The following is a 25,895-nucleotide window of genomic DNA, read 5'->3' as shown; positions in this document are numbered from 1 at the left end:
GTGTCTCAATATACGGCTCAATCTCTTGAAGTTTTATCTGGTCTGGATCCGGTACGTCGTCGTCCGGGCATGTATACCGATACCTCTCGTCCGAACCATCTGGCGCAGGAAGTGATTGATAATGCTGTCGATGAGGCCTTGGCCGGACATGCCAACAAGATTACCGTCACGGTCTGTAAAGATGGTTCATTATCTGTCGAAGATAACGGTCGTGGTATGCCAGTCGATATTCATCCCGAATATGGTCAAAGTGGTATTGAAATCATCATGACCAAACTGCATGCCGGTGGTAAGTTCAGCACCGATAACTACCAGTTTTCCGGTGGTTTGCATGGCGTGGGGATTTCAGTCGTCAATGCGCTTTCGACCCGTGTAGAAGTTGAAGTTCAGCGTCAGGGCAACCTGTATAAAATGGCCTTTGAAAATGGTGAGCCGACGGCTCCACTTGAAGTGCTGGCAGGCAAGGCGCCTAAACGTGCCTCGGGAACTACGGTACATTTCTGGCCTGAAACCAAATACTTCGATTCACCCAAATTTGCCTTAAAAGCTTTAAAGCATAATCTCAAAGCCAAAGCGGTTTTGGCTGCGGGCTTACAGATCAATTATGTTGACCAGATCAATGACGAAAAGATCAGCTGGCAGTTTGAAAATGGTCTGGTCGACTATTTGATGGATGAGCTTGAGGATCGTGAAATCATTCCTGCACCGGCTTTTGTTGCAACAGGTGACGCTGAGCGTGCCAGTGCCGAGTTTGCGATTTGCTGGAATGTAGAAGGCGGCGATAGCATTCAGGAGTCCTATGTCAACCTGATTCCGACCGCGCAGGGCGGTACCCATGTCAATGGTTTACGTTCAGGCGTGACCGATGCCATGCGTGAATTCTGTGAGCTGCGTAATCTGTTACCGCGTAATATGAAACTCTCTGCGGAAGATGTCTGGGATGGTGTCAACTATATTCTGTCGCTGAAATTCCAGGAGCCGCAGTTCTCGGGACAAACCAAAGAGCGTCTGTCGAGTCGTGAAGCCTCAGGTACGGTGCAGAATATTGCCAAAGATGCATTTGCACTCTGGCTAAACCAGAATTCTGATATCGCGATGCAACTGGCTGAAATGGCCATTTCCAAAGCGGGTCGCCGTTTAAAAGCCGCGAAAAAAGTAGAACGTAAAAAAATTGTGGCCGGTCCAACCTTGCCGGGTAAATTATCCGACTGTGTTGGACATGATCTGGATCAGTCGGAACTGTTTATTGTGGAAGGCGATTCTGCGGGTGGTTCTGCCAAACAGGCGCGTGATAAAAACTTCCAGGCGATCATGCCCATTCGCGGTAAAATTCTAAACACTTGGGAAGTCTCTTCGGATGAAGTTTTGGCATCGCAAGAAGTACATAACATCGCGATTGCGATCGGTGTCGATCCGGGTTCAGATGACCTGTCCGAGCTACGTTATGGCAAAATCTGTATTCTGGCCGATGCCGATTCCGACGGTCTGCATATTGCAACTTTGCTCTGTGCCCTGTTCGTCAAGCATTTCCCGACCTTGGTGGAAGAAGGGCATTTATTCGTTGCCATGCCGCCCTTGTATCGGATTGATGACAACAAAGACGTGCACTATGCCCTGGATGATGACGAGCTCAATGGTATTTTGAAAAAATGCAAAAGCAAAAATCCGCAAATTACCCGATTCAAAGGTCTGGGCGAGATGAATGCCAGCCAGTTACGTGAAACGACCTTAGATCCAAATACACGCCGTTTGGTGCAGCTGGATTTGGATGATAGTCATTTTACCGCAGGTTTACTGGACAAGTTACTTGCGAAAAAACGTGCCAGTGACCGTAAGGAATGGTTAGAGCAAAAAGGCAATCTGGCAGATATTATCGTGTAATAGCTCTCTTTTTTAGATCAAGAGCCCGCAACTGCGGGCTTTTTGCTGGCTTGAATCTAAGCCCTATTTTTTCGATCTGAGCACTGACATTTTTATATCTGAAACCGATTAATTCTCTACTTTTAAGAAAACTCCTGCCGCTGAAACATTATGCCCAAAGCCACAACCTGAATCACCACTATTCTGCTTAAGCACTGCACGACTTCCGAGTTTGGCATCAAAGCCGAAAGAGATATCGATTTTGCAGTCTTCAGAGCGATATTGTGCCTGTGTTTTATTCAGTGGCATCGTGGTATTAAATCCACCTAGATTTGGTCCATAAATCAAACTGCGTAAGCCCATATAGAGACCTTCATATTCGATCGCATAATGTTGCTGCTGTTTGACAATTTTCAGCGTACTCCAGGCACCAAAACCGGCATGCTGTACATAAGTACCTGCAAGTTGAGTGTCCTTTTTAGGCGGAGGAAGCTGTTTTAAATTAAACTGACTACTTTTAGCATCGGGGTAAACGGAGAACCAGGCACGTGCCCATTGAGGCTTGCCAAGTTTGCTATAGCTTAAACCCACATTATTAAATGCTGTTGTAATGGCTTGTTCAGAGAAAGAGGTTTTAGCTTCATCCCGGTTCATTTCACAAAAAGATGACCAGGCAGCTTGTTGCTTAAATTGTGCTATGGCCTGTTGATAGTGTTTTTGATCATAGAATTTTTTGCCATTATTGGCGTAGCTCTTCACTTTGCTGCAGCTTGTACGAAGTTCTTTTTCAAAATCTGAATCGGCAAAAGTTAGTGTACTTAAAGTTAAAATACCAATACAACATAGAGATTTATACATTGTTTTACTCTGGACGGCTTTGATCTGAATAAAACATAGCCAGCTTTGGAAGTAAATAGAGTGTCTGTTTCGATACCAGTTTAAAAAAAGAGAAGCCGGTCTAAATAACAGGAGATTTAAAGAGCCGTTACTTCAGCCTGCTCCAAATTCAGTTGTAATAGCACCAGATCGCGCCATTGACCAAACTTTTGTCCAACTTGCTGCATATAAGCACTTTGCACAAAGCCCAGTTTTTCATGCAGGCGAATCGACGAGATATTTTCTGAATCAATCGCTGCGACCATGATATGCAATTGCTGTGCTTGAGCCTCTTCAATTAAATGCTTTAATAAGCTAGAACCCAGACCTTGTCCTGCATAATCCGGATTTAGAAAAACTGAATGTTCTACCGTGTGTTGAAAGCCTTGAATACTACGAAACTGGTCATAGCAGGCATAGCCAACAACACGCTGATCTCGTCTATCTTCAACCACAAAAACCGGGAAATTTTGATTCTTCAACTGCTTAAACCAGATTTTAAAATAGTTCAAATCAAAGGCTGTTCTGTTCCAGGTCGCAGTGCCATGTAGCACTTCTTGATTATAAATCTCGAGGATGGTTTCAAGATCATGTTCGGTCGCAGGTCGAATGTCAAAATCAGGCATATTCTTGTTCTGGTAAGGTTGATCTGAAATCACAGTTTAAAAAAAAGCAGAACCGGAGTTCTGCTTTTGATCATACATCAATTAGAAATGGTATTTAACCAATGCACTAACATCATTTTGATCTAAGCCTTTAATGGCATATTTATTGTTCCAAACTGAATGTTCAATACCCACATACAATTTTGTTTCTGGAGAAATGTGTTTGCCTACATTCCATTTGTACTGAGATGTCCAGTTTAACTCACTTGCGTGACCATTCTTTTCAGCTGTTGACCAGTCTAAGAATGCATCAGCCAAGAACTCTTCACCGCCAATTTTAAATGGGACTGCGTAAGTGATCGTCATTTGATAATCATCTTCACTGCCATCATTGTCGGCTTTATAGAAGTTGATGGTTGCATAGTTGGTATAAGGGATCGCTAAATTAAAACCAACACCATATAGGTAGTTGTTAAAATCACTACCCTTGGCACTGTTGCCTTCCCAAGTCGTTGCAATCAATATGTCTGTGATAGGGCCTAGTTCAAGTTTCTGGCCAGTTACCGCGCCAAGGCTTAAACGTGGTGCAACTTCAAAATAGGTTTCGTTACCATTTGGATCATTGTTGGTACGATCCGCAAAGGCAAAGAAATCGCCATATTTAAAACCAGCGGCATATTCAGCAGTAACTGTGCTTTGCTCAATTTTTTCATCTTGAGTTGAAGGTACTTTATAGTTTTCACCATAAAGGCCGGTCAGGCTAAAGTCTTGCCAGATTGGTTTTGCCTGGGTAAATGTTGCAGTGGTAGCCAATGCACAAAGTGCCGCGAGTTGTGTCAATTTCATTTAAATCTCTCCCCCAAGAAAGCAGAGTAAGCATACAGATTAATGCGTAAAAATAAAGTTAAAATTGATCGCTGACCTAAATATATTTCAGTCCTCATGAGTTGAATGCAGACGATCATCTTCCTCAGTTTTCATTGTTTTTCGCTGATGTTTTTCTAAAGCATTATTTTTTAAATAAAGTTGAATATGTAGCGCCTTAAAAGACTGAATGTATAACTAAAAATATAAAATCACTTCAATTCAGGATGATTAACTTAAAAAACAAGTATAGAAGGAATGTACAGATTATTTGGCAATTAATTTTAGGCTGAGGCTGAACAGCTTTGTTCAGTTTGTGTAATGAGATTAGTTTTAAAATCTCAAATGACCGTCGTTTTATAAGCCTGTTCTCAGCCCCTTCAAGTAAGATTGAACGGTCTTATATTTCAATTGAAAATCATTTTTGCAGGTTGTTATTTTAGAATGACGAAGGGGTATTTTTCCTGATTCTGCAAAAGTAACTAAATAAGGATAAAGCATATGATCTATTCAGGACTGTAAGGCTTACTAGATGCAGATCTTATAAGAAAAATTATTAGATAAAAGTGAGCTAATTTCGATAAAAAATACTTTTAATTCCTCTTTTTTAGGTTTTCTGGTCGAGTGTTATTTAAGCGATTTATCGGTCTGGCTAAAAAATTATTTCGAATTAAATCGTGTGAAAGGTTTTGAAATTACCAGTTGAAAAATCCTGCATTTTTGAGCTGAGTAAGCAGTTGTCACAATGGATTATTCTTTTGCTAAAAAACCAAAATATCACTTGCATATTTCCCAGATACAGCCGATATTCAAGATATAAGGACACGATTCTGCAGACTCAAAAATGTGTTCATCATTCAAAGTGGAGGGTGTAATTCCAATCATTTGAAGAAGTGAAATGCGATGCGAAACAGCAAGCTACAAACGTGCCAAGATAAAAATTTTTGCACTCAAAAAGTTACAAAGATTGAGGATGGTAATTTATGAATATTGAACTTCGTACAGATAAACACATTCAGAATAGCGAGCGTTTAATTGATTATGTACGTGAAGAATTAAATCAAGAATTCCAGCGCCATAGTGAGCGTATTACTCATTTTTCAGTCCATCTCAGTGATGAAAATGGCGCCAAAGGCGGTGATGATGATATTCGCTGCATGATAGAAGCGCGTCCTGCAGGGTTAAAACCCGTGGTCGTCAATCATCGCGCTCACAATGTGGATACTGCCATTCGTGGTGCGATTGACCGGCTAAAACGCAGTCTGGAACATGTGATTGAGAAAAAAGACAATGTTCGTCCTGGTGCCTTAGCACTGGCAGATACAGATACTGCAGCAGAGATTGACGAGTAATGCTGACCGATTTTAAAAAGCCCTGCGGGGCTTTTTTTGTATGAAATAAAAATATAATAGTGAGAAGCGCAACAAAGCCGCACGTTATTCGGCATAATAGTCGAAAACGAATGAAAGTGAGCTCCATCATGTTAACTGCGCAACAACAGCTTTTTGTGCAAGCACTCGAAGAATTAAATCTGGATCAGGTAAAGCAGCTTTTGGCAGATGGACTCAATCCAAATTTTATTGATCATGACAAAGGCCCGGTAATTTCGGTCTGGTCAGATGGTTTATTTAAATGGTGGGAAGAGGTATGCGAGTTATATGAAGCCGGCACCCCACTTTCAGCTGAAGAAAAACAGGCAAGATTGGCTGTACATTTACAAATTCTGGAAGAATTGATCCAGGCCAAAGTGAATTTGCATCTCTGGGATGCAGAAGAAATTTATGGCCCATTATGGGATGCTGCAAGTGCCGCATGTGCACCTGCCGTGCAGCGTTTACTCGATGAAAAAGTTGATCCAAATAGCAAAGATGAAGATGGCATGACCATTTTATCTTCGATTAGTGACCTGTTCTTCGATTGTGATTTTGATGAAATTAACTGGTCAGAAGCCTTGGATGAAGAAAAACAGACGCTAGAACTCCTGCGTAGTCATGGCGCAAAAATGAGCAAAGAACTGGGTTAAATTTTAATAAAGAGCACCAAGATGACAATATTAAAAACTTTGGGTTTAATTGCACTGACTGGTTGCAGTGCATCACTTTTCGCAGCAGATTTTGAATTTGATCGACCAGGTGAAGGTCTCAGTACTGGAATTACTCCAGTCGGAAATGTCGCTTGGGAGCAAGGCTTGCCTACAGCGCGTTATAGCAAGTCAGGCGATCAGACCGCGACCACACTCAGTGCAGATATGTTGTTACGTACCGGACTTAGTGATGGTCTGGAGTTGCGTCTGGGCTGGGAAGGCCCTGTCTGGTCACAAGTCAAATCCAATGGTCAGACGAATGAAAATGATGGTCTGGGCGATGTCAGTATTGGTCTGAAAAAAGCCATTGATCTGGATGATGACAAACTGAGTCTGGCCTTGCTGGCCGAAGCAGTTATTGCGACAGGCAATGCCGGTTTCAGTAATGAAGAAGATATTTACAGCCTGGGTTCTGTCGTATCGTACCAATATAATGACTTGGTCAGTACCGCATTGACTATGCGTTATGAATGGCAGGACAGCAATTGGGCCATAGCTGCGATTCCATCGATCGGCTACCAGATCACCGATCGCTGGTCAGGCTATTCGGAACTGATTTACCGTAAAGCTGAAAGCATCGACAATGAATACGCGCTTGGCACTGGGGTCATGTATGCCTTAAATGATCGTGTCCAATTAGATGCGAATGTCGGTGTGGATCTGGATGGTGCAGATCGAAGTTACTTCTCAGGCCTAGGTTTCTCTGTGCTGTTCTAAGTTATTCAACTCACAGATGATGAAATACTCGCAGTTCCCGACCTGGGGGAAAATGCTTGCCCCGGTTATTTTGGGAAGCACCTTGTTCAGCAGTCCTGCTCAGGCGGAAACTGCATTGTTGTCTGCCGATCAGGCTTTTCCTGTGAGTGTGATCTCAACCAGTCAACAGCAGGCTGAACTGAGCTGGCAGATTCCGGACAACTATTATCTGTATCAGCATAAAATAGAAGTGCGGCAGGGCAATCAGCCTGTATTGCTTGAATTACCGCCTGCTAAAGATCTGTATGATGACAACTATGGGCATACCCAGGTGTATTATCAGCAGTTAAAGTTTCAGATTCCGACGCAGGCCAACCAGTCCTATCAGGTGAGCTGGCAGGGCTGTGCCAAAGACCGAATCTGTTATCCGCCGCAAAGTATTCAGTTCAAGACAGATCTGTCAGGTCTGGTGCAATTTGAAGCTGCCGGCCCAGGAAGCAAGCGCTTACTTGATCTAAACGGGTCATCACTACAACACAATACCCTGTTTAATACAGCGGCTTCCTCAGAATCTACAGCGGATGCATTTTCTGCAACCTCTAGCGGGCAACCCGCAGTCGGTGCGGCACAAGACCAAAAATGGTCAGCTCAATTGCTTGAACGCTCTTTGGGTTATGGACTGTTACTGTTCTTTGGCTTAGGAATCTTGCTGGCTTTTACCCCATGTTCCTTGCCGATGCTGCCGATCCTGACCTCGCTGATTGTACGGGACAGCAAAGGTGTCAAAGCCTGGATGATCGCCCTGACTTTTGTCAGCAGTATGGCCGCGGTCTATGCGGTGCTGGGTTTAATTGCGTCTTCGGCCGGCCTGAATTTCCAGCGTTGGTTGCAGCAACCCGGTACCCTGATTGCGTTTAGTGTGTTGTTTGTCCTGTTTGCCCTGAATCTGTTTGGACTGTTTGAAATCAAACTGCCACAACGTCTGGTTCAGCGTCTGGATCGGGCTCAGGCCATGCAGCAGGGTGGTAGTTTGGTCAGTGCTGGAGTCATGGGCATGATCTCGGCGCTGCTGGTCGGGCCATGCATGACCGCACCGTTGGCGGGTGCACTCTTGTTTATTTCCCAGACCCAAAGCCAGTGGCAAGGTGCCTTGCTGCTATTTACCCTCGGTTTTGGCATGGGCACACCTTTACTGTTGGCCAGTATTTTGGGTGCACGGGTACTACCTAAAGCCGGGCACTGGATGAATCAGATCAAAGTGCTCTTTGCCTTTATCATGCTGGCGCTGGCACTGTATTTTATTCGCCCACTGATTTCAGAAGCGACTTTACAGTGGTTATCCTTAGGCTTGGGCATGGTCTTTGTGACCTATGTACTGTTCCGGATTTTCTGGCATCGTACCAGTCTGAGGTGGTTGTATATCCTGTGTCTGGTGATAGCGCTGCCTTATATCAGCTATAGTCAATATCAGCATAGTCAGCGGTTTTTTGTTGAGCAGTCCAGTACAGAAGCCCAGTGGCATGTGGCACGCAGCGCAGCAGAATTTCAGCAGATTTTGAATATAGCACCGCAAGGGCAAAAGATCGTGATTGATGTCTATGCCGACTGGTGTGTCGCTTGTCAGCCGATTGAACATCGTATTTTAAAATCTGCACAGGTACAGCAGGCTCTGGCACCTTATTTCCTGATCAAGCTGGATTTAAGCCAATACAATGCCTCGCATCAAATGCTGTTAAATCAATGGGAAATTCTGGGACCACCAACCTATTTATTTCTGAATGAGCAGCAACAGGAAATTCGCGGTTTACGTTTGACCGGTGCTTTTAGCGAAGCAGAATTGCTGGCCCAGCTGCAACGTCTGGCTCAAAGCTCAACTCCATAATCTTCATAATCATCGAAAAAGCTGAACCCGTTTAAGAAACCTGCATCTGTGCAGTCACCGGTTCAGCATAGGCTTTGACCCGATTACGTCCACCGGCTTTGGCCTGATAAAGCGCCTGATCGGCCTGACTGAGTAGCTGTTGTGGGCGTAACTCGGCTTTGGAAATAGCAATTCCGAAACTGGCAGTCACCGGAATCGGCTCACCTTCATCACTCATCATCTGTAATTGCTGAATCGCGCTGCGGCAGCGTTCTGCTACTTGTTTGGCTTTTTCCAGACTGGTATTTTTCAGCACCAAAATGAACTCTTCACCGCCAAAGCGGCCCACTACATCACTTTCGCGTAACTGTTGGCTTAATACAGCACTGACTTCAACCAAGGTTTCATCGCCCTTATGATGACCATACAGATCATTAATTTTCTTAAAGTGATCCAGATCTAAGAGAACCAGGGCGTAATGGGGTACAGCCGTAGCATTGAGCTGATCCAGACATTGATTGATACTGCGCCGGTTAAACAGGTTGGTGAGCGGATCGATCTGGCTCAGCTGTTTGATCAGCTGCTCGCGATGCCGCCACTGACTGAGCAGAATCTCGAATAACACCATGCAGACGGCCAGAATTGGCAAAATGAAATACAGCATCGATAACAGCCAGAAACCATTATAGAAAAGCTCGCCATCGAGATTAAATAGCGGTGAATAAGGCAATTGATGGCTGAAACTTAAATAGGCACATCCGCCTAGGAAAATGGATGCTGGAATCAGCATGCTATAGACCAGTGTGCGATGGAACAGCACCAGTCCCACCATAATTAAACAGACATAGGAGGTCGTGGCCACAGGGCTGATCACCCCCACGACATAGGCATCACGGCACAGCGAAATCACAAAAGTACCCACTGCCATGTAGGGCAGATAACGTTCCACCAGAGGATTGCTCTGAAATTTATAACAGGGATAAATCAGTGCCAATAAAATCGCTAAAAAGCTGCTGTTCAGGATAACTTGGGTATGAACCCGTTCTAACTGAACATATTGCCAATACTCTGGATTGAATAAAACAAAGATATCCCAACCGAGCCAGGTCAGATGTACGCCGCAGCCCAAAGCCAGCATCAGGATGCACTTTTTGAGAATACTCCAGTTCATCACGACTTCATCTTCGACCAGATATTTCGTGATTCTGTGTTTGATTATTTTTTGTAATACAGGCGATATTCGCTTCATGTTGTCGGTCTGACTTAAATTATTATGGCAACTTTTTAAGATTTATTGACTATTTATAGCTTTATTTACATAAGATAACATAAGTTTTAACGCTTGATAAACCACAATATTTAAGGCGTCTGCAAAATAGGAATTTCTAATATTAAAGCTGGTTTTGTTCTAAATTCAGAATGATGTGTTTTATCTGTGCTAATTATTTCATGCAACCTAAGCCTTAAAATGGCTGCATTAGTTAGATAGCCCCATAGATGAGAGCGAAGCCATGAAAGTTTTACAGATTGATTCCAGTATTTTAGGCGATGCCTCTATTTCGCGTCAGCTGACTCAGGCGTTGGTGAGTCAGTTACAACAAAAACATGCTCAGGCCATCGAGCTTGAATATCTCGATCTTGCTGCACAGCCGATTCCACATCTCACGGCTGAAATTTTAATGGGTCAGAATGCAGAACAGACTGCATTAGGCGAAGACATCCTGCAGCAGTATTTACAGGCAGATATCGTGGTGATTGGCGCGGCCATGTATAACTTCGGTTTGCCATCGACCTTAAAAGCCTGGATTGACCGGATCTGTGTGGCGGGACGTACGTTTAAATATACCGAACAGGGCCCTGTCGGTCTGGCTGGCAATAAAAAAGTATATATTGCCAGCAGCCGTGGCGGAGTTTATGGGGAGCAAAGTCCTGCCGATTTTCAGGAAGCTTTTTTGAAAACCGTGTTTAACTTTACCGGCGTAACCGATATTGAAGTGATTCGTGCGGAAGGCGTGAACATGGGCGAAACGATCAAGGCACAAGCCTTAGAGACGGCATTGCAGCAGGTTCAAGCCATCTAAATATCCAAAAACAACTCAAAAGGTCAGCCTATGCTGGCCTTTTTTATATGGGTAAACAGTGATTAATCTCGATCCAGACGGTGCGCGAAGGCTGCCAGATCGCTCAGCGCCTGTTGGGCTTCCTCAAACCAGGCACTGAACATCTGAAAGTTATGCCACATGCCGGTATACAGTTTAAATTCCACATCGACACCCGCCTGTTCGGCTTTTTCCTTAAAACGACTGGCATCATCCAGTAGAATTTCCTTGGAACCGACCTGAATATGAGTTGGGGGCAAGCCGCTTAAATCGGCGAAAAAGGGCGAAACTTCCGGATCACCCCGATCGATGGCACGCGGGACATAATATTCAATGCCAGTTTCAACTGTTTCCGGAGACAGCAGGGCATCATGTTTCTGGTTATAGCGCAACGATTCACTGGTCAGGGTCAAATCCAGCAAAGGAGACAACAGAATCAAACCACTCACTTGTGGGAGGTTTTCTTTTTGTAATTTGAGCGCCAAGGCCAGCGCCAGATTGGCCCCACAAGAATCACCGGACAGGATGATATCTTTGGCCTGAACGCCTTGATCGAGCAATAAGTTATACACATCAAACAAGGCTTCCAAGGCCTCTGGATAGGCAGATTCCGGTGACAGCGGATAATCTACATGCAGTACCTGCATCTGGGTTCGAGCCGCAATTTGAGTCATAAAGGCACGATGGGTATTTAAAGAGCCTAAATAAAATGCCCCGCCATGAATATGAAAAATCAGCTGAGTCGACTCTTGCTGCGGCTTAATTTCCTCTGCGCGCAGACCCGCCAAACGTAGCGAACGAATCTGTACGGTTTTGTCTTGTGGAAAGAGTTTGCACATCTGCTCCAGTGCAATGCGCATTGAACTCGGTGGAAGATTGAATCTGCTCGGGGCACGAATGACTGTCTTTAAGATGCTTTCTGTAATTAATTGTTTTGTTAACGGGCTTATCTTCATTTTCCTTCCATCTTTTTGTGCTTTTATTGATCATGTAGATTATTTACCAACCATATTTACAAGGTTACACTAAATAGTCACAGCTAAAAATTGAAAAATTGTTGTGACTTTTTAATACTACAGAGGTCTATTTTCAGACTAAGGAAATGAAGAAAAATGAAAAAAATAGCGCTTATGTTAGGACTACTAGGCTTATCTGTACTGGCAAATGCCGCAGATCCTTTAAATGGCACGGTTTGGAAAACCATTGATGATAAAACCAAGCAGCCTAAGGCCATGGTTAAATTTACTGAACAAAAGAACGGTACGTTGTCAGCAAGTATTCAATCTGTGTTAACACCAGGTGAAGAAAATGCCTGTACCAAGTGTGAAGGTCCGTACAAGAACAAGTCACTCAAAGGCTTGACCATTGTGAAAGGTCTTAAGAATTCAGGTGGTACCAGCTATGACAGTGGTTCAATTCTGGATCCGCAATCTGGTAAAACTTACAAACTGAAAGGCCAACTGGCAGATGGTGGCAAGAAACTTGAGCTTCGTGGCTTTATTGGTGTGGCAGCATTAGGCCGTAACCAGACTTGGGTTCGTGCAAACTAATCCAGTTCGATAGAAAGATAAAAGCCTGACTGCTGTCAGGCTTTTTTGTATGAATTATTTAGGATAATAATTAATTACTTAGGGTGCGATAAGCCGCGTCATCAAAACCGGCAATAAAACCTGTGGGCGTGGCCAAGATCGGACGTTTAATTAAACTGGTATGAGTGCTTAATGCGGCAATTAAAGCATCTTCACTGGACAGCGCCGTTTGCTGCTGTTCTTCAGTCAGTTTGCGCCATGTGGTTCCTTTTTTATTTAATACCACATCCTGACCCAGCGCATTCAGCCAGACTTTAATGGTATCAGCATCGATGCCCTGTTTCTTATAGTCATGAAATTCATAGCTCAACCCCAGCTCAGTCAGTAGGTCAAAAGCTTTTTTCATCGAATTGCAGTTTTTAATCCCGTAAATTTTTAACATATTCGCCATCTAACACATCTTAAATCATGGCCTAGCTTAACCAAATTCGCAGCAGTCGACCATGCAAAATAGAATGATTAGAAAACAATTTAAAATAGGGAGGCAGAATCGTCATCAAAATGACATCAATGCGCTTTAAAATGACCAGCAAGAAAAACAACAATAAAAAAAATAATAATTTTAGGCAGTGGAAATAGAAAACCCGCATTTAATCATCCTGATCATGCGGGTCTCAATTCAACGTCCATTGTCACATCCATGAAAAACAAGCTAAATGTTCTAGTTTGTTTTATTTTCTTCCTACGGCGTCCTGTCCTTATATTGTCATCCTGACATGTCCCTGTGCCGTGAGGCTATAATGCTCTGTTATGACATCGAGATAAACCCAAAAAATACGTCATGTCATGTAAGCAATAAGCCTTAATTGAGTGAACAGGTGTGCACTCAATTGATAGGTATCTTTTATAGTTTGTAGTCGATGATCACTGGGGCATGATCGCTAAACCATTGTTCCTTATACACCCAGGCATTGACGGTACGCTCTTTCCAGTCTGGTGAGCAGGCCTGATAATCAATCCGCCAACCGACGTTCTTGGCTCGGGCTTGTCCGCGGTTTGACCACCAGGAATACAGTTCAGCTTCTTTGCGTACTTCGCGGAACGTATCGACATAACCGAGTTCATCATAGATATGATCTAGCCAGGCGCGCTCATGTGGTAAACAGCCGGAAGATTTCTGGTTGCCGGACCAGTTTTTAATATCAATCCGTTTATGCACGATGTTGTAATCACCGCAGACAATCACCGATTTATTTTCATCGCGCCATTGTTTCAGGATTTTGGCATATTCTTCCAGAAAGTGATCTTTACGCGCTTGTGCTTCATCGCCTGATGAGCCGGAAGGTAGATACAATGAACAGATATGGGCCGTTTGCTCCAAACCTAAATCAAATTCGGCTGCAATAAAACGGCCTTGCGAATCTGCCAGTTCAAAGCCCAGACCATCGGTTAAAGAGACGAAGGGCAGGCGGCTATAAATCGCGGTACCGGCATAACCTGGACGTTCGGCAGGGAATAGATGAGTATACCAGCCTTCCGGTTTAAATTTATCGGTCCACTGCACATGGGTGATCCGGCTTTCCTGCATACAGATCACATCGGCATCCGACTGTTCCATCCATTCCAATAGGCCTTTGCTCACCGATGAGCGTAAACCGTTGACATTAATTGAAACGACACGAAGAATTTTTTGATCACCTGGATAGCTACTCTTTGGTATCATGCGCAAGTCTTACCTTAATTAATGGATTTAGGAGCACCTCATGCCAACGCCAGCTCAGTTTAACCCGCAAGCTTTTATCGAACTCGCATTATCACGCGGTGTGCTTAAATTTGGTGAGTTTACTTTAAAATCGGGACGTGTGAGTCCCTATTTTTTTAATGCGGGTCTGCTGAATGATGGTGAAGCCTTGACATTGCTGGCTTCTGGCTATGCAGCAAAATTAACGGTATGTGACCATGTGGAAGTGGTTTTTGGTCCTGCATATAAAGGTATTCCTTTTGTGGCAGCGACCGCTGTGGCGCTATCACAAAATCATGGGGTGAGTGTGCCTTGGGGTTTTAACCGCAAAGAAGCCAAAGATCATGGCGAGGGTGGCGTACTGGTGGGTGCTTCTGTAGCAGGTAAAAAAGTCTGGATCATTGATGACGTGATCACGGCAGGAACAGCGATTCGTGAAGTCGTGACAATCTTGAAAAATGCCGGTGCACAAATCGCAGGTGTTTTGGTTGCACTTGACCGTCAGGAAAAAGGTCAGGGCGATTTATCTGCCATTCAGGAAGTGCAGCAAGAGCTCGAGATTCCTGTACATGCCTTGATTACCATGAAAGATTTGATGGACTATCTGGAAACCAAGGGCGATCAAGAAGCTTTAGCTAAAATGGAAGATTATCGAGTTAAATACGGGATCTAAGCGGTGATCCTTATCGTAAAGGAAGCTACAGCTTCCTTTTTTGTTTTAAAGTTCAATTGATGTAGAAATTAAGCATTCAAATACAGGGTGAATACTTAAAAAACTAAGTCAAAGTTCTGTAATTCAAAGATTTTTAATATTAAAGACTTTCAATCTTGATGTAGATGAATACAGTTTAAAATACTGGAAATTGACAATAATATTCAGTGATTCTGTACGCATTTGCTTACGTGAGTTCAAGCCGTTTGCGTCTATACGCGCTGTGCTGCATTGCCTATGATGAATTCATCAGGAACAGGATGTTCCATAAAAGAATAACAAGAGATAAATACAAGGAAAGTAAGGTAAGACAGGAATCATACCCAGCGAACCAACACGAAAATCCCCCGGCAGGATGCTGGGGGTTTTTCATTTTTAGCGATTCATGCAGGCCCAGATGTAGCAGGCTTAGACGCGGGGAGAATAAATAAGATGATTTACTGGTTTAAATGACTGGAATAGGTTTAAAAAGCATCACCAACCGATCGCTTTTGAAGATTGTTAATCTTTAGAGCCAAAAAAAGCACCTTAAGGTGCTTTTTTTATTGCTGGGCTAAATTATAGCGCAACGATATTGATCGCGTTCGGGCCTTTTTGACCTTCAACTACGCTGAAAGAAACGCGTTGGCCTTCAAACAATGTTTTGAAGCCAGAACTGCTAATTTCTTTAAAATGAGCAAAAACGTCAGGACCTGATTCTTGTTGAATAAAACCAAAACCTTTAGTTTCGTTAAACCATTTCACTGTACCGGTAACTGTAGTAGACATAATATAACCTATCAAATTTTTAATAATTTTAGCCATTGAAATGACTATGGATAACTTTGAAAAACAACAAGAATTGAAATAAAGATCTGAAAAAACTGAGGATTATAAAATAACACTGCGGTACTTAAAGAAGTTTAACTAAACAACACTTTTTTCTAGTTGAGTACAGTATAACCTAAATCAGCAAATATTCAAGTTTTTTATATTTATTATTTATTTTTCTTATAAATATGGGTGGATCTTTCTTTTTTAAATATGTGCTGGTCAATTTTTTTAGTATGACTGACTGTATAAAGATTTACTCAAGCAAAACAACAAACATACATTTTACTTACGTTACTTTATGTTAATAAAACTGAACCAGTACGCGGAAAGATTTTTCTAAGTGAATGTATTTTATAACATTGGGTAAATTTGTAGCTGGCTTGTTTAAGATAGTTCTGGTCATTGTTCAGCTATTCAAAGGCCCCTATATTAAAAACACATGGAAAAATTAACTATAAGAATTTCTTAATTTTAATTTAAAACCAGAATAAGAGTGAGTCTCATGGATTACTGGAATTGTGTTTTATTAATCTCCATTATTGCAGTTGTAGGCCTAACGATTATTATCCTGCTGGTCGGCTGTAAAATCTGGAAAAACCTGATCGTCACTTTACTGATTTCGACCATAATGAGTTTTTTGATTATCTATGCCATCAACTTTATCTTTGGAAAGAGTCTGCATTTCCTTTGGGGTCACCGGGAAGTCGGGAATCTTGACTTTATGCTTGAAATTGGGCTGATGAGTCTGGTGATTGGTGGGGTAATCACCTTTATGATTATGTTAGGCACCTTGATTGCCAAAAGTAATGATAAACAGAGTGAGGAATAGAAACAGAGAGCAGGCAGTAGCAATGCTTTCTCTGGACAATACACAGCCTCCTTCTCTTGAGTCAATTTAATAACAGCCGACGAAGTATGAATGGATTTTTCATACTTCGTCGTGGTCTTACCTTTTATCTTAAAAATGATAATCCGTCCTTAAAACATCATTTTAAGTCCTAAAGCATAGATCCAGCCCTGGTCAGAGCCGGATGCCTGCTGCCAGGCAGTCTGTTTGTTTCCTTTGCTATATTCATAGCCAACCTGCAGATAAGGCATGACTTTTTTACTGATCTCATAACGGGTTTCTAGTCCTAATGTCGCATGACTCAGACCAGATTTTTTCGCACTCGCAGCTTGATCATTGAAAATGATATCCAGTTCAATAAAGGGCTGCATAATCAGTTTCTGAGTCAGCAACAGGTCACGTTCTGTTTCCAGTTTGAATCCGACAAAATCATCTTCACCGACATAGAGATAGGCATCGGTTTCAAAAAAATAAGGGGCCAGGCCATGCAGTCCAAGCACTGCATCGAAACGTTCATTTTGTAGGGAAGCTGTATGCTGGCTTATATTTTCCTGACGGTAGCGCAAACCGGTTTGTACATCCCAGAAATCGGAAATATTACGGCTATACAGGATTTCGGCCGCATAGTCAGCCTGACTCGATTCAGATTTATCTGCCTGCAGCTTGAGAAAAACCTTGTTTTCATCAGTACCAATTCTGGCTTCATTCTCTGATTTAAAAGCGCCATTTCCAGCTGAATTGATTTGCCATTTCTGGTCCAGAATGACTTGGCTATAAATCTGTGCACCATGTTCTTTCCGATGGTCATGCTCCGCAGTAGCGCCAACAGGTTTTTCGTGCCCTACAGATTCTTGATCAGATAAAGATCGAGCTTGTTGGGTATGTGAGCGTAGATCCGGCACTGCAATAGGAGCGCTATGATGTACTGCGGTTTTGCTAGGATGATGATCCTGATGATCCTGATGATCCTGATGATCCTGATGATCCTGATGATCCTGATGATCCTGATGATCCTGATGATCCGCTGCCAATATACTGAAACTCGCCACGAGCAGTGCACTGCTTAATACCGATTTTAAAAAGAGCTTAGTGATGTGCATGGCTTTCTCCTTGATCCACTGCTGGCTTTGACGGCATTTGTTGCGGCGAAGCATGAGAAGCTTGATCGTCATTCACATGTGCCACAATCAGCTTATTCATCATGCCGGCACTCATGTGATAGAGCAGATGGCAGTGAATCGCCCATTCTCCCAGTTCATCTGCCGTTAATAAGGTTGTGAGCGTTTTTCCAGGTGGCACAATCACGGTGTGTTTATTTGGCATCTGTGCAGCAGATTGACCATTTTCCAACTGCATAAACATGCCATGTAAATGCATCGGATGCGCCATCATGCTGTCATTGATAAATTTCAAACGGATCCGTTCGCCATATTGCACCTGCAATGGTTCGGCATCACTGAATTTTTTACCATTGATGGTCCAGATATAACGTTCCATGGTTCCACCCAGACGAATCACCAGTTCACGTTCTGCGGCTCGGGTATCGGTTTGTGGCGTCAGGGCTTTGAGGTCTTGATATTGCAATGCTTTATGCCCTGCAGGTGTAGACATATTGACCCAACCCTCAACCGGTGGATGAGACGGATTTGTCTTGGGTATAGCACTGTGACCTGCGTGCATGTCGTGCTGGGCATGCTCATCATGTTTAGGCGTATCTGTTGCAGATTTCGTGGTCTGACTGCTGTGTGCGGTATGAGACATGTCATGCGGTTCGCCATGTCCCATATCTTCCATGGTCAATAAGGCACGTGGACGTGGCGTCGGTAATTGAATCGGATGTGTCGCTGGATCAGCCTCATTGTGCAAGCTGCCAATGGCAAAGCCTGAACGGTCGATCGATTCGGCTTCAATCTGGTAATGAGGTGCAGTTGGTTCCACAATCACATCATACGTTTCAGCAGTTCCGATACGGAATTCATCTACAGCGACCGGCTGTACAGCTTGTCCATCGGCGCTAACCACGGTCATTTTAAGCTGGGGAATACGTACATCGAAAAACGACATGGCCGAGGCATTAATGAATCGCAGACGAACCTTTTCATTCGGTTTAAATTGGCCGCTCCAGTTCTGTTGCGGGGTTTTGCCATTGATTAAAAAGGTATAACCGCTGACATCAGACAGGTCGGTTTTCAACATGCGCATCTGGTTCCACATTTTGCGATCTGACCAGGTGGCCTTGAGACCGTCACGTTTTACCTGCTGGAGTACATCGCCCACGGTTTCACGCTGATTCTGATAATATTCAGCCGATTTTTTTAAATTATTCTGAATCTGCTGGCTGTCCTGTTCATGAAAATCCGACAGCATCACCACATAATCCCGCTCGGTTTTTTCATGCTCAGGCATCGGTGTTTGTGCTTTAGGATAAATCACCAAGGCACCATATAAGCCGTCCTGTTCCTGGCCTTTGGAATGCGCATGATACCAATAGGTACCGTTTTGACGAACCTTGAAACGATAAGTAAAAGACTGCTTCGGTTTGATACCCTGAAAACCATTAAATCCAGGGACACCATCCATTAGGCCGGGCAGGAGCAGGCCATGCCAGTGCAGCGAGGTATCTTGATTCTTCAGGTTATTTTGCACATGAATCACCGCATCATCACCTTCTTCGAATTCCAGCAAGGGGGCAGGGAATTTTCCGTTTACGGTAATCCGTTTGACCGTCTTTCCGGTGAGATTGAGCGGACTTTCATCAATAACCAGATGATATTCTTTAACAGCTGCAAAAACTGCAGACGATGACATCAGGCAAATGCCCAGACATAGGCATTGGGGAATTTTAATTAACATCACTTAATCCTTAATTAATAAAAAATTGAATATTCAGGATTAAGTTTTGGGTGGGCGCAGGATTTCCTGCCAATAACCGGCAAGGTGTTTGGCATGATAAGTTGGGAGGAGGGTTCTTTCTAGAGAATGATGGTCGAATACTGTCAGTTCAGGGGCCGAAATTTGCAAGCCGCTCATCTGGCTTTGACAGGCCATCGTACTGCAATCCAGACAGTCTTGTGAGTGCTGTGGCATATCCGGAAAACAGTCAGCCTGTGTCAGGTCTTGATCTGAGTTATGCGCAGATTCATGCATAGCATGAGAGGTGGAGGCTTTTACCATGTCCAGACAATGGCTGCTCATCTGTTCAGACGACATGACCAAATGCATGGTTGTTGCAGAAGCAACAGACACACTGCTCCAGCCTATGGCAAAAACCATAAGCATCACCAACCAGATCTGTTTGACGAGCCGTGTGAGCAAAGTCCACCCTGAAAAAAACGCTGCATGTTTGAGCAATAAAAGCATAAACGCAGTGACTGCAATTAGCAAATCCTGTGCGAGATTATTTTTAGTCAGCTACATCACACTTTTATAGGTTCAGGTTTCAGTTTCGCACTTTTCACATTTTTTACAGTCCAGCAGCATGCCAAGCTTTTCTTTGCGACCTTGCTCGGTCATCACCCAGGGCCGATTTTGCCACGGCGGGGTATGCCGTACATGCTGGCCATGTCCGCAGGCCAGCTCTGCAACCCAATGCTGTTCTTCATCCAAATGAAAACCGATAATTGCCTGTTGCATGGCAAACCTCCTTTTGAGCTCAATCTGCCTCAGTACTTATCTAAAAATCTATACAGAACAAGTCATGCAAAATCACCATAAACAAAAGAATCCACACAAGCTATACTCCTTGCTAAGTCATTTTTTGAAAAAGAGCAGAGACACATGCGCGTACTTGTTGTGATGGATCCCATCGAAAATGTAAACCTGAAGAAAGACTCGACCATGGCCATGCTTTGGGCAGCAGCACGCCGTGGGCATGAGCTTGGTTATGCATTACAACAAGATTTATATATTGAGCAGGGCAAAGCTTTTGGTTTGATAGTGCCGCTACAGGTGTTTGAAGACTATGATCACTATTATGAACTCGGTGAAAAAAAGAAAGAATCCATCGCTGCTTATGATGTGGTGTTGATGCGTAAAGATCCACCTTTTGATATGAATTTTGTCTACACCACTTATATTCTGGAGCAGGCAGAACGCGAAGGTGCATGGATTGTTAACAAGCCACAAAGCCTGCGTGACTGTAATGAAAAACTGTTTGCGACCCAGTTCCCGCATCTGCAAGTTCCGACACTGGTGACTTCGCAGCAAAGCCTGATTCGTGAGTTTCTCAAAGAACAGGTCGATGTGATTGTGAAACCGCTGGATGGCATGGGGGGTACTGGAATTTTCCGCCTGTATCAGGATGGCATCAATATTGGTTCAACCATTGAAATGCTGACCAATAACGGTACCCAGCCGATTATGGCACAGCGTTATATTCCTGAAATTGTCGAAGGCGATAAACGTATCCTGATGATTAATGGCGAGCCAGTACCATATTGCTTGGCCCGTATTCCACAAAATGGTGAAGTGCGCGGCAATCTGGCGGCAGGCGGTCTGGGAGAAGCACGTCCACTGACTGAAAATGACCGCGCCATTGCGGCAAAAGTAGGCCCTTATCTTAGAGAAAAAGGTCTGGTTTTTGTAGGACTGGATGTGATTGGTAATTATGTCACTGAAATTAATGTAACCAGCCCAACCTGTATTCGTGAAATTGATGACCAGTTTGGAACCTCAATTGCCGATGATCTGTTTGCTGTATTAGAGGCAGGCCGTTCGCAGCAGGTTTAAACCAGACAGAAAAAGAGCCTCATCTGAGGTAATGCTGATCAGTTAAGGAGTTTAGAAATAGACTCTTTAATTTTTTAGTCATTCAATGCGGAGTATTAATGTTATAAATCAAATTCTTGTAAATTATTTGTTACTTTGGTTTCGCCCAAATGAGAAGCGAAGCTTCGCAAGGAAGGCATCTTGCGGAGCAACACTCCTCACCGCAAAACTCGTCAGCCTCCATCGACTAGTAAATTTGTCGCAGAAACAATCATTTTTAAATCTAGTCCTGCCTCAAACAGTTGCGGATGACTTTTCTACTTGTCAAATATGATCATGAATTTAAAAAAGAAAATTCTAGTCAATTTCTTAACTGACTGGCATTACTCATCTGAGGCTCTTTTTTATTGAGCATAACGCTTAAATAAAAGCAGCGTCATCAATATTCCTAAGATAGAAAGACAGGCTGTGACTGTCGCGATATGGGCCCATTGTTGTGTCGTGGATACCAGTGCCGCACTCAGAGGAGGTACAAAGAATTGCGCACAGGCTGAAACCTGTAAAACCAGACCGACACTGGCGGCTGCGGCATTGGCACGCGGTGCATAGCGCAGGGTAATCGCAAAGATCGTGGTCGGAATCATCCCGCCAATGAGTGAAAACAGTACGGCACTCACAAACTGTAATTCAAATGACAGCCAAGAGCTTGCCGCAAAAGTCAGCAAGCTGCTGCACAGCATGGCGATAAATCCTGTGCTTAACAGGGTTTTGGGTTTCCAGCCACCTTGCAGCAACATACCTGCGCCAAAGGTACCGCCTAAATTAGCAAGCACCACCATCGAGACCAGAGCCCCTGCGACTTTTAAATCAATCCCATGTTCGACATACAGGGTAGGCAAGAATCCAGTCACGGTTATCCACTGACTGGTATAACAGGCAAAAATAATGGCCAAACACAAAATCGGTGGGTGAGTCAGGGTCACTTTAATAATTTGCCAGAAGGAGGTATTTTCTGTGCCGGCTTGCGGGTGATTCGGCTGTACCGGTGTGACCGCTTCAAGATATAAATACCGTTTAATCATCACTGCAATGAGCAGACAGAGACTCCCTAAAATGGCCCAAATGCTTTGCCAGCTCAGGTATTCAAGCAACATGGGAATGGTAAAGACAGCAAGACTGACACCAACCCCCATATAGGAACTCCAGAGTCCCATTTTAAAATTGAGTGTTTCAGCTCGGCTGATACGTTTGAGAATGGCAGGGGCGCATAAGGAGATAGTTAAAAATCCGATCCCTTCAGTAAAACGGAAGAAATACAACGCCGCGACATGCTGAATCCAGAGGCCTGCCATACTGCTGAGGCCTAAAATGATCAATGCCAAGATCAGACAGCGTTTTAAACCGACTTTTTCTGACAATGCACCAATACACAAGGCAAACAGCATCCCCGCGCCTTGAACCAGAGATAGGGAAAAACCGGCTTGCGTAAAGCTGAGACCTAAATCCTGTTGTAAAATGGGAAGAACCGCAGAAAGTTTCCCGACATGAATAGCCGCCAAATAGCCGGCCAAAATAATCCATAGGTCACGAATTGATATTTTTGACATTTATAATGATTTAATCCATTCAATCAATGTGCTAATACAGCTAAAAAAGTATATAGCGATATGGATAACATAAAATTTTATTAAGATTTATATGATTTAGGCATAAGTTAATAGAGCAATTAAACTGGTGAATGAATAGAAATTGCTGAGAAAATCCCGAAAAACAAATAGATCTAACAAATACAGTGAGGGAAAGATTAAATGAAAGAGGGTTAAAATTGTGTTTATATGTCACTTAAGTCTAAGGAAAAATGCCTGCCTGATAACAAAACTAGTTTAAACTTTAAAATCGTATGAAAAAAACAATTAATGCCTTGTTGAAATAAAGTAAATAAACTTTCAAGGCCCTACAATTGTGATTACAATTGACCACTTAAATCAGATTTCCTGTTCCATTTTTTAAATTGAAGAATTAGACCGTGACCGACGCTCAGCAAAAACAGCCTAAACATGTCATGATGATGGCCGCAGGTACGGGTGGACATGTGTTTCCAGCGTTAGCCGTTGCAAAAAACTTACAACAACAAGGGATTGAAGTGTCTTGGCTGGCTACGCCTGCAGGCATGGAAAATCGTTTATTAAAAAATCAGAATATTCCTATTTATCAAATTGATATTCAGGGTGTGCGTGGTAATGGTTTTGTACGTAAGGCCTTGGCCCCTTTTAAAATCATGAAAGCGACTTTTAGTGCCATGAAATACATGAAGCAGCTAAAAGTCGATGCCGTAGCCGGCTTTGGTGGTTATGTGGCAGGGCCGGGTGGTCTGGCTGCGCGTATTCTAGGCATTCCGGTGCTGGTTCATGAGCAGAATGCGGTGGCCGGTTTTACCAATAGCCAATTGTCGCGTGTTGCCAAGACGGTGTGTCAGGCGTTTCCGGACACCTTTCCCGCACAGGATAAAATCGTGACCACGGGCAATCCGGTGCGCCAAGAAATTAGTGACATTTTAAATCCGTCCTGGCGTTATCAGGAGCGTGAAAAAGCAGGATTACCCTTACGCATTTTAATCGTGGGCGGATCTTTGGGGGCGCAGGCCTTAAATGAACGGGTGCCTGAAGCCTTAAAACAGTTCAATGTGCCTTTAAATGTCTATCATCAGTGTGGTCAAAACCATGCTGAGGCGACGCGTGCACGTTATGCCAATGCTCCGGCAAATCTGCACGTCGAAGTCCAGCCTTTTATTGAAGATATGGCCAAAGCCTATAGTGATGCCGATGTGGTGATCTGTCGTGCTGGCGCATTGACGGTGACCGAAATTGCGACGGCAGGTGTGGCTGCGATTTTTGTACCGCTTCCAAGTGCGGTGGATGATCACCAGACTGCCAATGCCGGTTTTCTGGCCAAGATTAATGCGGCAAAAATCTGCCCACAGGCCAGCATGACCCCGGAAAGTTTAAAAACCTTATTAGAGCCGATGCTGAATCGCCAGCTATTAATGGAAATGGCGGTAAAAGCACGTCGACAGGCTCAACCCGATGCGACTCAACATGTGGTCCGTTTAATTCAAGAATTATCATTCGAGTAAACTATGTCTCCAGTAACCCCCGCTGAACAAGCGAAAAAATTAATTAAAGTGCCGGAAATGCGCCGTATCAAACACATTCATTTTGTGGGCATTGGCGGTGCAGGCATGTGTGGTATTGCCGAAGTATTGAAAAATCAGGGCTATAAAGTTTCCGGTTCAGATATCAAGGCATCCAATACCACGGCGCAGCTGGAAGAAAATGGGATCAAGGTTTATATCGGGCACACTGCAAATAATATTAAAGGGGCCAATGTGATCGTGGTGTCTACTGCGATTGACAAGGAAAACCCGGAAATTAAAACCGCGATTGAAAGTCGTATTCCTGTGGTTCGCCGTGCAGAAATGCTGGGTGAGCTGATGCGTTACCGTCATGGTATTGCGGTTGCCGGCACGCATGGCAAAACCACAACCACCAGTCTGATCACCTGTATGCTGGCAGAAGAAAACATGGATCCAACCTATGTGATCGGTGGTTTGCTGAACCGTACCGGTATGAACGCAGCCTTGGGCGCCAGCCGTTATATCGTGGCCGAAGCCGATGAGTCAGATGCTTCTTTCCTGCACCTGGAACCGATGGCTGCCGTGGTGACCAATATTGATGCCGATCATATGGATACCTATGGCGGTAGCTTCGATGTCCTAAAAGATACCTTTATCCAGTTCCTGCAAAAACTGCCATTTTACGGCTTGGCCGTAGTCTGTGGTGATGATGCCAATATCCGTGAAATCATGCCGCGGATTGCACGTCCGTTACTGACTTATGGTTTCAATGAAGACAATGACATCCGCGCAGTAGATGTTGATCAGGATGGTATGCAAACCCACTTTACCGTATTGCGTAAAGAGCGTGAGCCATTGCGTGTAACGGTCAACCAGCCAGGCTTGCATAATGTGCTGAATGCCTTGGCCGCGATTGGTATAGCAACCGATGAAGGCGTGTCTGATGCTTCAATCTGCCGTGCACTGGAAGGTTTCAGTGGTGTGGGTCGCCGCTTTGAAGTTCAGGGTGAGTTTGCGATTGAGGGTGGTGACGTGAAACTGGTGGATGACTATGGTCATCATCCAAAAGAAGTCGAAGCCACCATTAAAGCCGCGCGTCAGAGTCATCCGGATCGTCGCCTGGTGATGATGTTCCAGCCACACCGTTATAGCCGTACCCGTGACTGTTTTGATGATTTTGTGGAAGTACTTTCTACTGTAGACCAGTTATTGTTATTGGATGTTTATCCTGCCGGTGAAAAACCGATTGTAGGGGCGGACAGCCGTACTTTAGCCCGCAGCATTCGTTTACGTGGCGAAGTTGAGCCAATTCTGGTCGATGCGGTGGACGGTAATCTGAATCAGATCATGAGAAAAGTATTGCAAGCAAATGACTTGTTATTAACCCAAGGCGCAGGTAATGTTGGAGCAATCTCAGTCGAACTTGCGCAAAATCACTTATATATAAAATAGTCATCTTGCATGACTGA

The 25,895-nt window shown here is 43.8% G+C and carries 25 protein-coding genes; 12 read left to right on the top strand and 13 right to left on the bottom strand.

The genetic code is table 11. The features are described from left to right. Positions 1-1,881, top strand: a complete 1,881-nt coding sequence (gene parE / locus FTV30_RS03595; protein ID WP_100534542.1) for a DNA topoisomerase IV subunit B — start codon at positions 1-3, stop codon at positions 1,879-1,881. Positions 1,882-1,989: 108 nt separating this feature from the next. Here the strand turns inward: parE and FTV30_RS03590 are convergent, their stop codons facing one another. From FTV30_RS03590 to FTV30_RS03580, 3 genes are all read right to left on the bottom strand, one after another. Next, entirely contained in the window at positions 1,990-2,718 is a 729-nt protein-coding gene (locus FTV30_RS03590; RefSeq protein ID WP_100356993.1) for a hypothetical protein, read from the bottom strand. A gap of 116 nt (positions 2,719-2,834) precedes the next feature. Continuing rightward, positions 2,835-3,362, bottom strand: coding sequence for a GNAT family N-acetyltransferase (locus FTV30_RS03585; RefSeq protein WP_180001028.1), 528 nt, complete (start codon positions 3,360-3,362; stop codon positions 2,835-2,837). A gap of 81 nt (positions 3,363-3,443) precedes the next feature. Continuing rightward, entirely contained in the window at positions 3,444-4,187 is a 744-nt protein-coding gene (locus FTV30_RS03580; RefSeq protein ID WP_180001027.1) for an outer membrane protein OmpK, read from the bottom strand. 1,001 nt (positions 4,188-5,188) lie between these two features. On the opposite strand from FTV30_RS03580, the gene FTV30_RS03575 reads away from it, so the two are divergent. From FTV30_RS03575 to dsbD, 4 genes are all read left to right on the top strand, one after another. Then, entirely contained in the window at positions 5,189-5,557 is a 369-nt protein-coding gene (locus FTV30_RS03575) for an HPF/RaiA family ribosome-associated protein (RefSeq protein ID WP_005094974.1), read from the top strand. A 128-nt stretch (positions 5,558-5,685) separates the two neighbouring features. After that, complete coding sequence (locus FTV30_RS03570) at positions 5,686-6,228, top strand: hypothetical protein (protein ID WP_005094976.1); 543 nt, start codon at positions 5,686-5,688, stop codon at positions 6,226-6,228. Between the two features lie 21 nt (positions 6,229-6,249). Next, complete coding sequence (locus FTV30_RS03565) at positions 6,250-7,005, top strand: transporter (protein ID WP_180001026.1); 756 nt, start codon at positions 6,250-6,252, stop codon at positions 7,003-7,005. Between the two features lie 19 nt (positions 7,006-7,024). After that, the gene (gene dsbD, locus FTV30_RS03560; protein WP_100329564.1) at positions 7,025-8,866 is read left to right on the top strand and encodes a protein-disulfide reductase DsbD; all 1,842 of its coding nucleotides are present in this window, start codon (positions 7,025-7,027) and stop codon (positions 8,864-8,866) included. A gap of 31 nt (positions 8,867-8,897) precedes the next feature. Here the strand turns inward: dsbD and FTV30_RS03555 are convergent, their stop codons facing one another. After that, on the bottom strand, positions 8,898-10,094 hold the full coding sequence (locus FTV30_RS03555; RefSeq protein ID WP_180001025.1) for a GGDEF domain-containing protein: 1,197 nt from the start codon (positions 10,092-10,094) through the stop codon (positions 8,898-8,900). A gap of 262 nt (positions 10,095-10,356) precedes the next feature. Here FTV30_RS03555 and FTV30_RS03550 point away from each other — a divergent pair, with 262 nt between their 5' ends. Next, entirely contained in the window at positions 10,357-10,926 is a 570-nt protein-coding gene (locus tag FTV30_RS03550; RefSeq protein WP_005094985.1) for an FMN-dependent NADH-azoreductase, read from the top strand. A gap of 62 nt (positions 10,927-10,988) precedes the next feature. Here the strand turns inward: FTV30_RS03550 and FTV30_RS03545 are convergent, their stop codons facing one another. Then, complete coding sequence (locus FTV30_RS03545; protein WP_180001024.1) at positions 10,989-11,900, bottom strand: alpha/beta hydrolase; 912 nt, start codon at positions 11,898-11,900, stop codon at positions 10,989-10,991. A 156-nt stretch (positions 11,901-12,056) separates the two neighbouring features. On the opposite strand from FTV30_RS03545, the gene FTV30_RS03540 reads away from it, so the two are divergent. Then, complete coding sequence (locus tag FTV30_RS03540) at positions 12,057-12,494, top strand: DUF2147 domain-containing protein (protein ID WP_005173279.1); 438 nt, start codon at positions 12,057-12,059, stop codon at positions 12,492-12,494. Between the two features lie 70 nt (positions 12,495-12,564). On the opposite strand, the gene FTV30_RS03535 is transcribed toward FTV30_RS03540, so the two are convergent. Both FTV30_RS03535 and FTV30_RS03530 read right to left on the bottom strand, forming a co-directional pair. Next, on the bottom strand, positions 12,565-12,915 hold the full coding sequence (locus FTV30_RS03535) for a Spx/MgsR family RNA polymerase-binding regulatory protein (protein WP_034609159.1): 351 nt from the start codon (positions 12,913-12,915) through the stop codon (positions 12,565-12,567). A 462-nt stretch (positions 12,916-13,377) separates the two neighbouring features. Beyond that, a complete protein-coding gene (locus FTV30_RS03530) occupies positions 13,378-14,196 on the bottom strand; it encodes an exodeoxyribonuclease III (RefSeq protein WP_180001023.1) in 819 nt (272 codons plus the stop codon). A gap of 40 nt (positions 14,197-14,236) precedes the next feature. Between FTV30_RS03530 and pyrE the strand changes: the two genes are divergently transcribed. Then, complete coding sequence (gene pyrE, locus FTV30_RS03525; RefSeq protein WP_180001022.1) at positions 14,237-14,887, top strand: orotate phosphoribosyltransferase; 651 nt, start codon at positions 14,237-14,239, stop codon at positions 14,885-14,887. 597 nt (positions 14,888-15,484) lie between these two features. Here the strand turns inward: pyrE and FTV30_RS03520 are convergent. Next, positions 15,485-15,694, bottom strand: a complete 210-nt coding sequence (locus FTV30_RS03520; protein ID WP_005094999.1) for a cold-shock protein — start codon at positions 15,692-15,694, stop codon at positions 15,485-15,487. 547 nt (positions 15,695-16,241) lie between these two features. Here FTV30_RS03520 and FTV30_RS03515 point away from each other — a divergent pair. Further along, positions 16,242-16,568, top strand: a complete 327-nt coding sequence (locus tag FTV30_RS03515; RefSeq protein ID WP_005095001.1) for a hypothetical protein — start codon at positions 16,242-16,244, stop codon at positions 16,566-16,568. Between the two features lie 149 nt (positions 16,569-16,717). On the opposite strand, the gene FTV30_RS03510 is transcribed toward FTV30_RS03515, so the two are convergent. From FTV30_RS03510 to FTV30_RS03495, 4 genes are all read right to left on the bottom strand, one after another. Beyond that, a complete protein-coding gene (locus tag FTV30_RS03510) occupies positions 16,718-17,686 on the bottom strand; it encodes a copper resistance protein B (protein ID WP_180001021.1) in 969 nt (322 codons plus the stop codon). After that, positions 17,673-19,439 carry a copper resistance system multicopper oxidase gene (locus FTV30_RS03505; RefSeq protein ID WP_100356986.1) on the bottom strand — a complete coding sequence of 589 codons (1,767 nt, stop codon included), beginning with the start codon at positions 19,437-19,439 and terminating at the stop codon, positions 17,673-17,675. The genes FTV30_RS03510 and FTV30_RS03505 overlap by 14 nt, the downstream gene beginning before the upstream one ends. Positions 19,440-19,478: 39 nt before the next feature. Beyond that, positions 19,479-19,859, bottom strand: coding sequence for a hypothetical protein (locus tag FTV30_RS03500; RefSeq protein WP_227523614.1), 381 nt, complete (start codon positions 19,857-19,859; stop codon positions 19,479-19,481). Positions 19,860-20,018: 159 nt separating this feature from the next. After that, on the bottom strand, positions 20,019-20,219 hold the full coding sequence (locus FTV30_RS03495) for a DUF3565 domain-containing protein (protein ID WP_004281307.1): 201 nt from the start codon (positions 20,217-20,219) through the stop codon (positions 20,019-20,021). Positions 20,220-20,363: 144 nt separating this feature from the next. Here FTV30_RS03495 and gshB point away from each other — a divergent pair, with 144 nt between their 5' ends. After that, a complete protein-coding gene (gshB, locus tag FTV30_RS03490) occupies positions 20,364-21,314 on the top strand; it encodes a glutathione synthase (protein ID WP_180001020.1) in 951 nt (316 codons plus the stop codon). A gap of 383 nt (positions 21,315-21,697) precedes the next feature. Here gshB and FTV30_RS03485 read toward each other — a convergent pair whose 3' ends face one another. Beyond that, a complete protein-coding gene (locus FTV30_RS03485) occupies positions 21,698-22,900 on the bottom strand; it encodes a CynX/NimT family MFS transporter (protein WP_180001019.1) in 1,203 nt (400 codons plus the stop codon). 419 nt (positions 22,901-23,319) lie between these two features. Between FTV30_RS03485 and murG the strand changes: the two genes are divergently transcribed. Together murG and murC are read left to right on the top strand one after the other, a co-directional pair. Further along, on the top strand, positions 23,320-24,426 hold the full coding sequence (murG, locus tag FTV30_RS03480; RefSeq protein ID WP_100356984.1) for an undecaprenyldiphospho-muramoylpentapeptide beta-N-acetylglucosaminyltransferase: 1,107 nt from the start codon (positions 23,320-23,322) through the stop codon (positions 24,424-24,426). Between the two features lie 3 nt (positions 24,427-24,429). After that, on the top strand, positions 24,430-25,878 hold the full coding sequence (gene murC / locus FTV30_RS03475; RefSeq protein WP_180001018.1) for a UDP-N-acetylmuramate--L-alanine ligase: 1,449 nt from the start codon (positions 24,430-24,432) through the stop codon (positions 25,876-25,878). The last annotated feature ends 17 nt before the right edge of the window (positions 25,879-25,895 follow it).

Source organism: Acinetobacter sp. YH12255, from assembly GCF_013417355.1.
Classification (GTDB): domain Bacteria; phylum Pseudomonadota; class Gammaproteobacteria; order Pseudomonadales; family Moraxellaceae; genus Acinetobacter; species Acinetobacter pseudolwoffii.
This window is presented reverse-complemented; position numbering and strand designations above follow the sequence as displayed.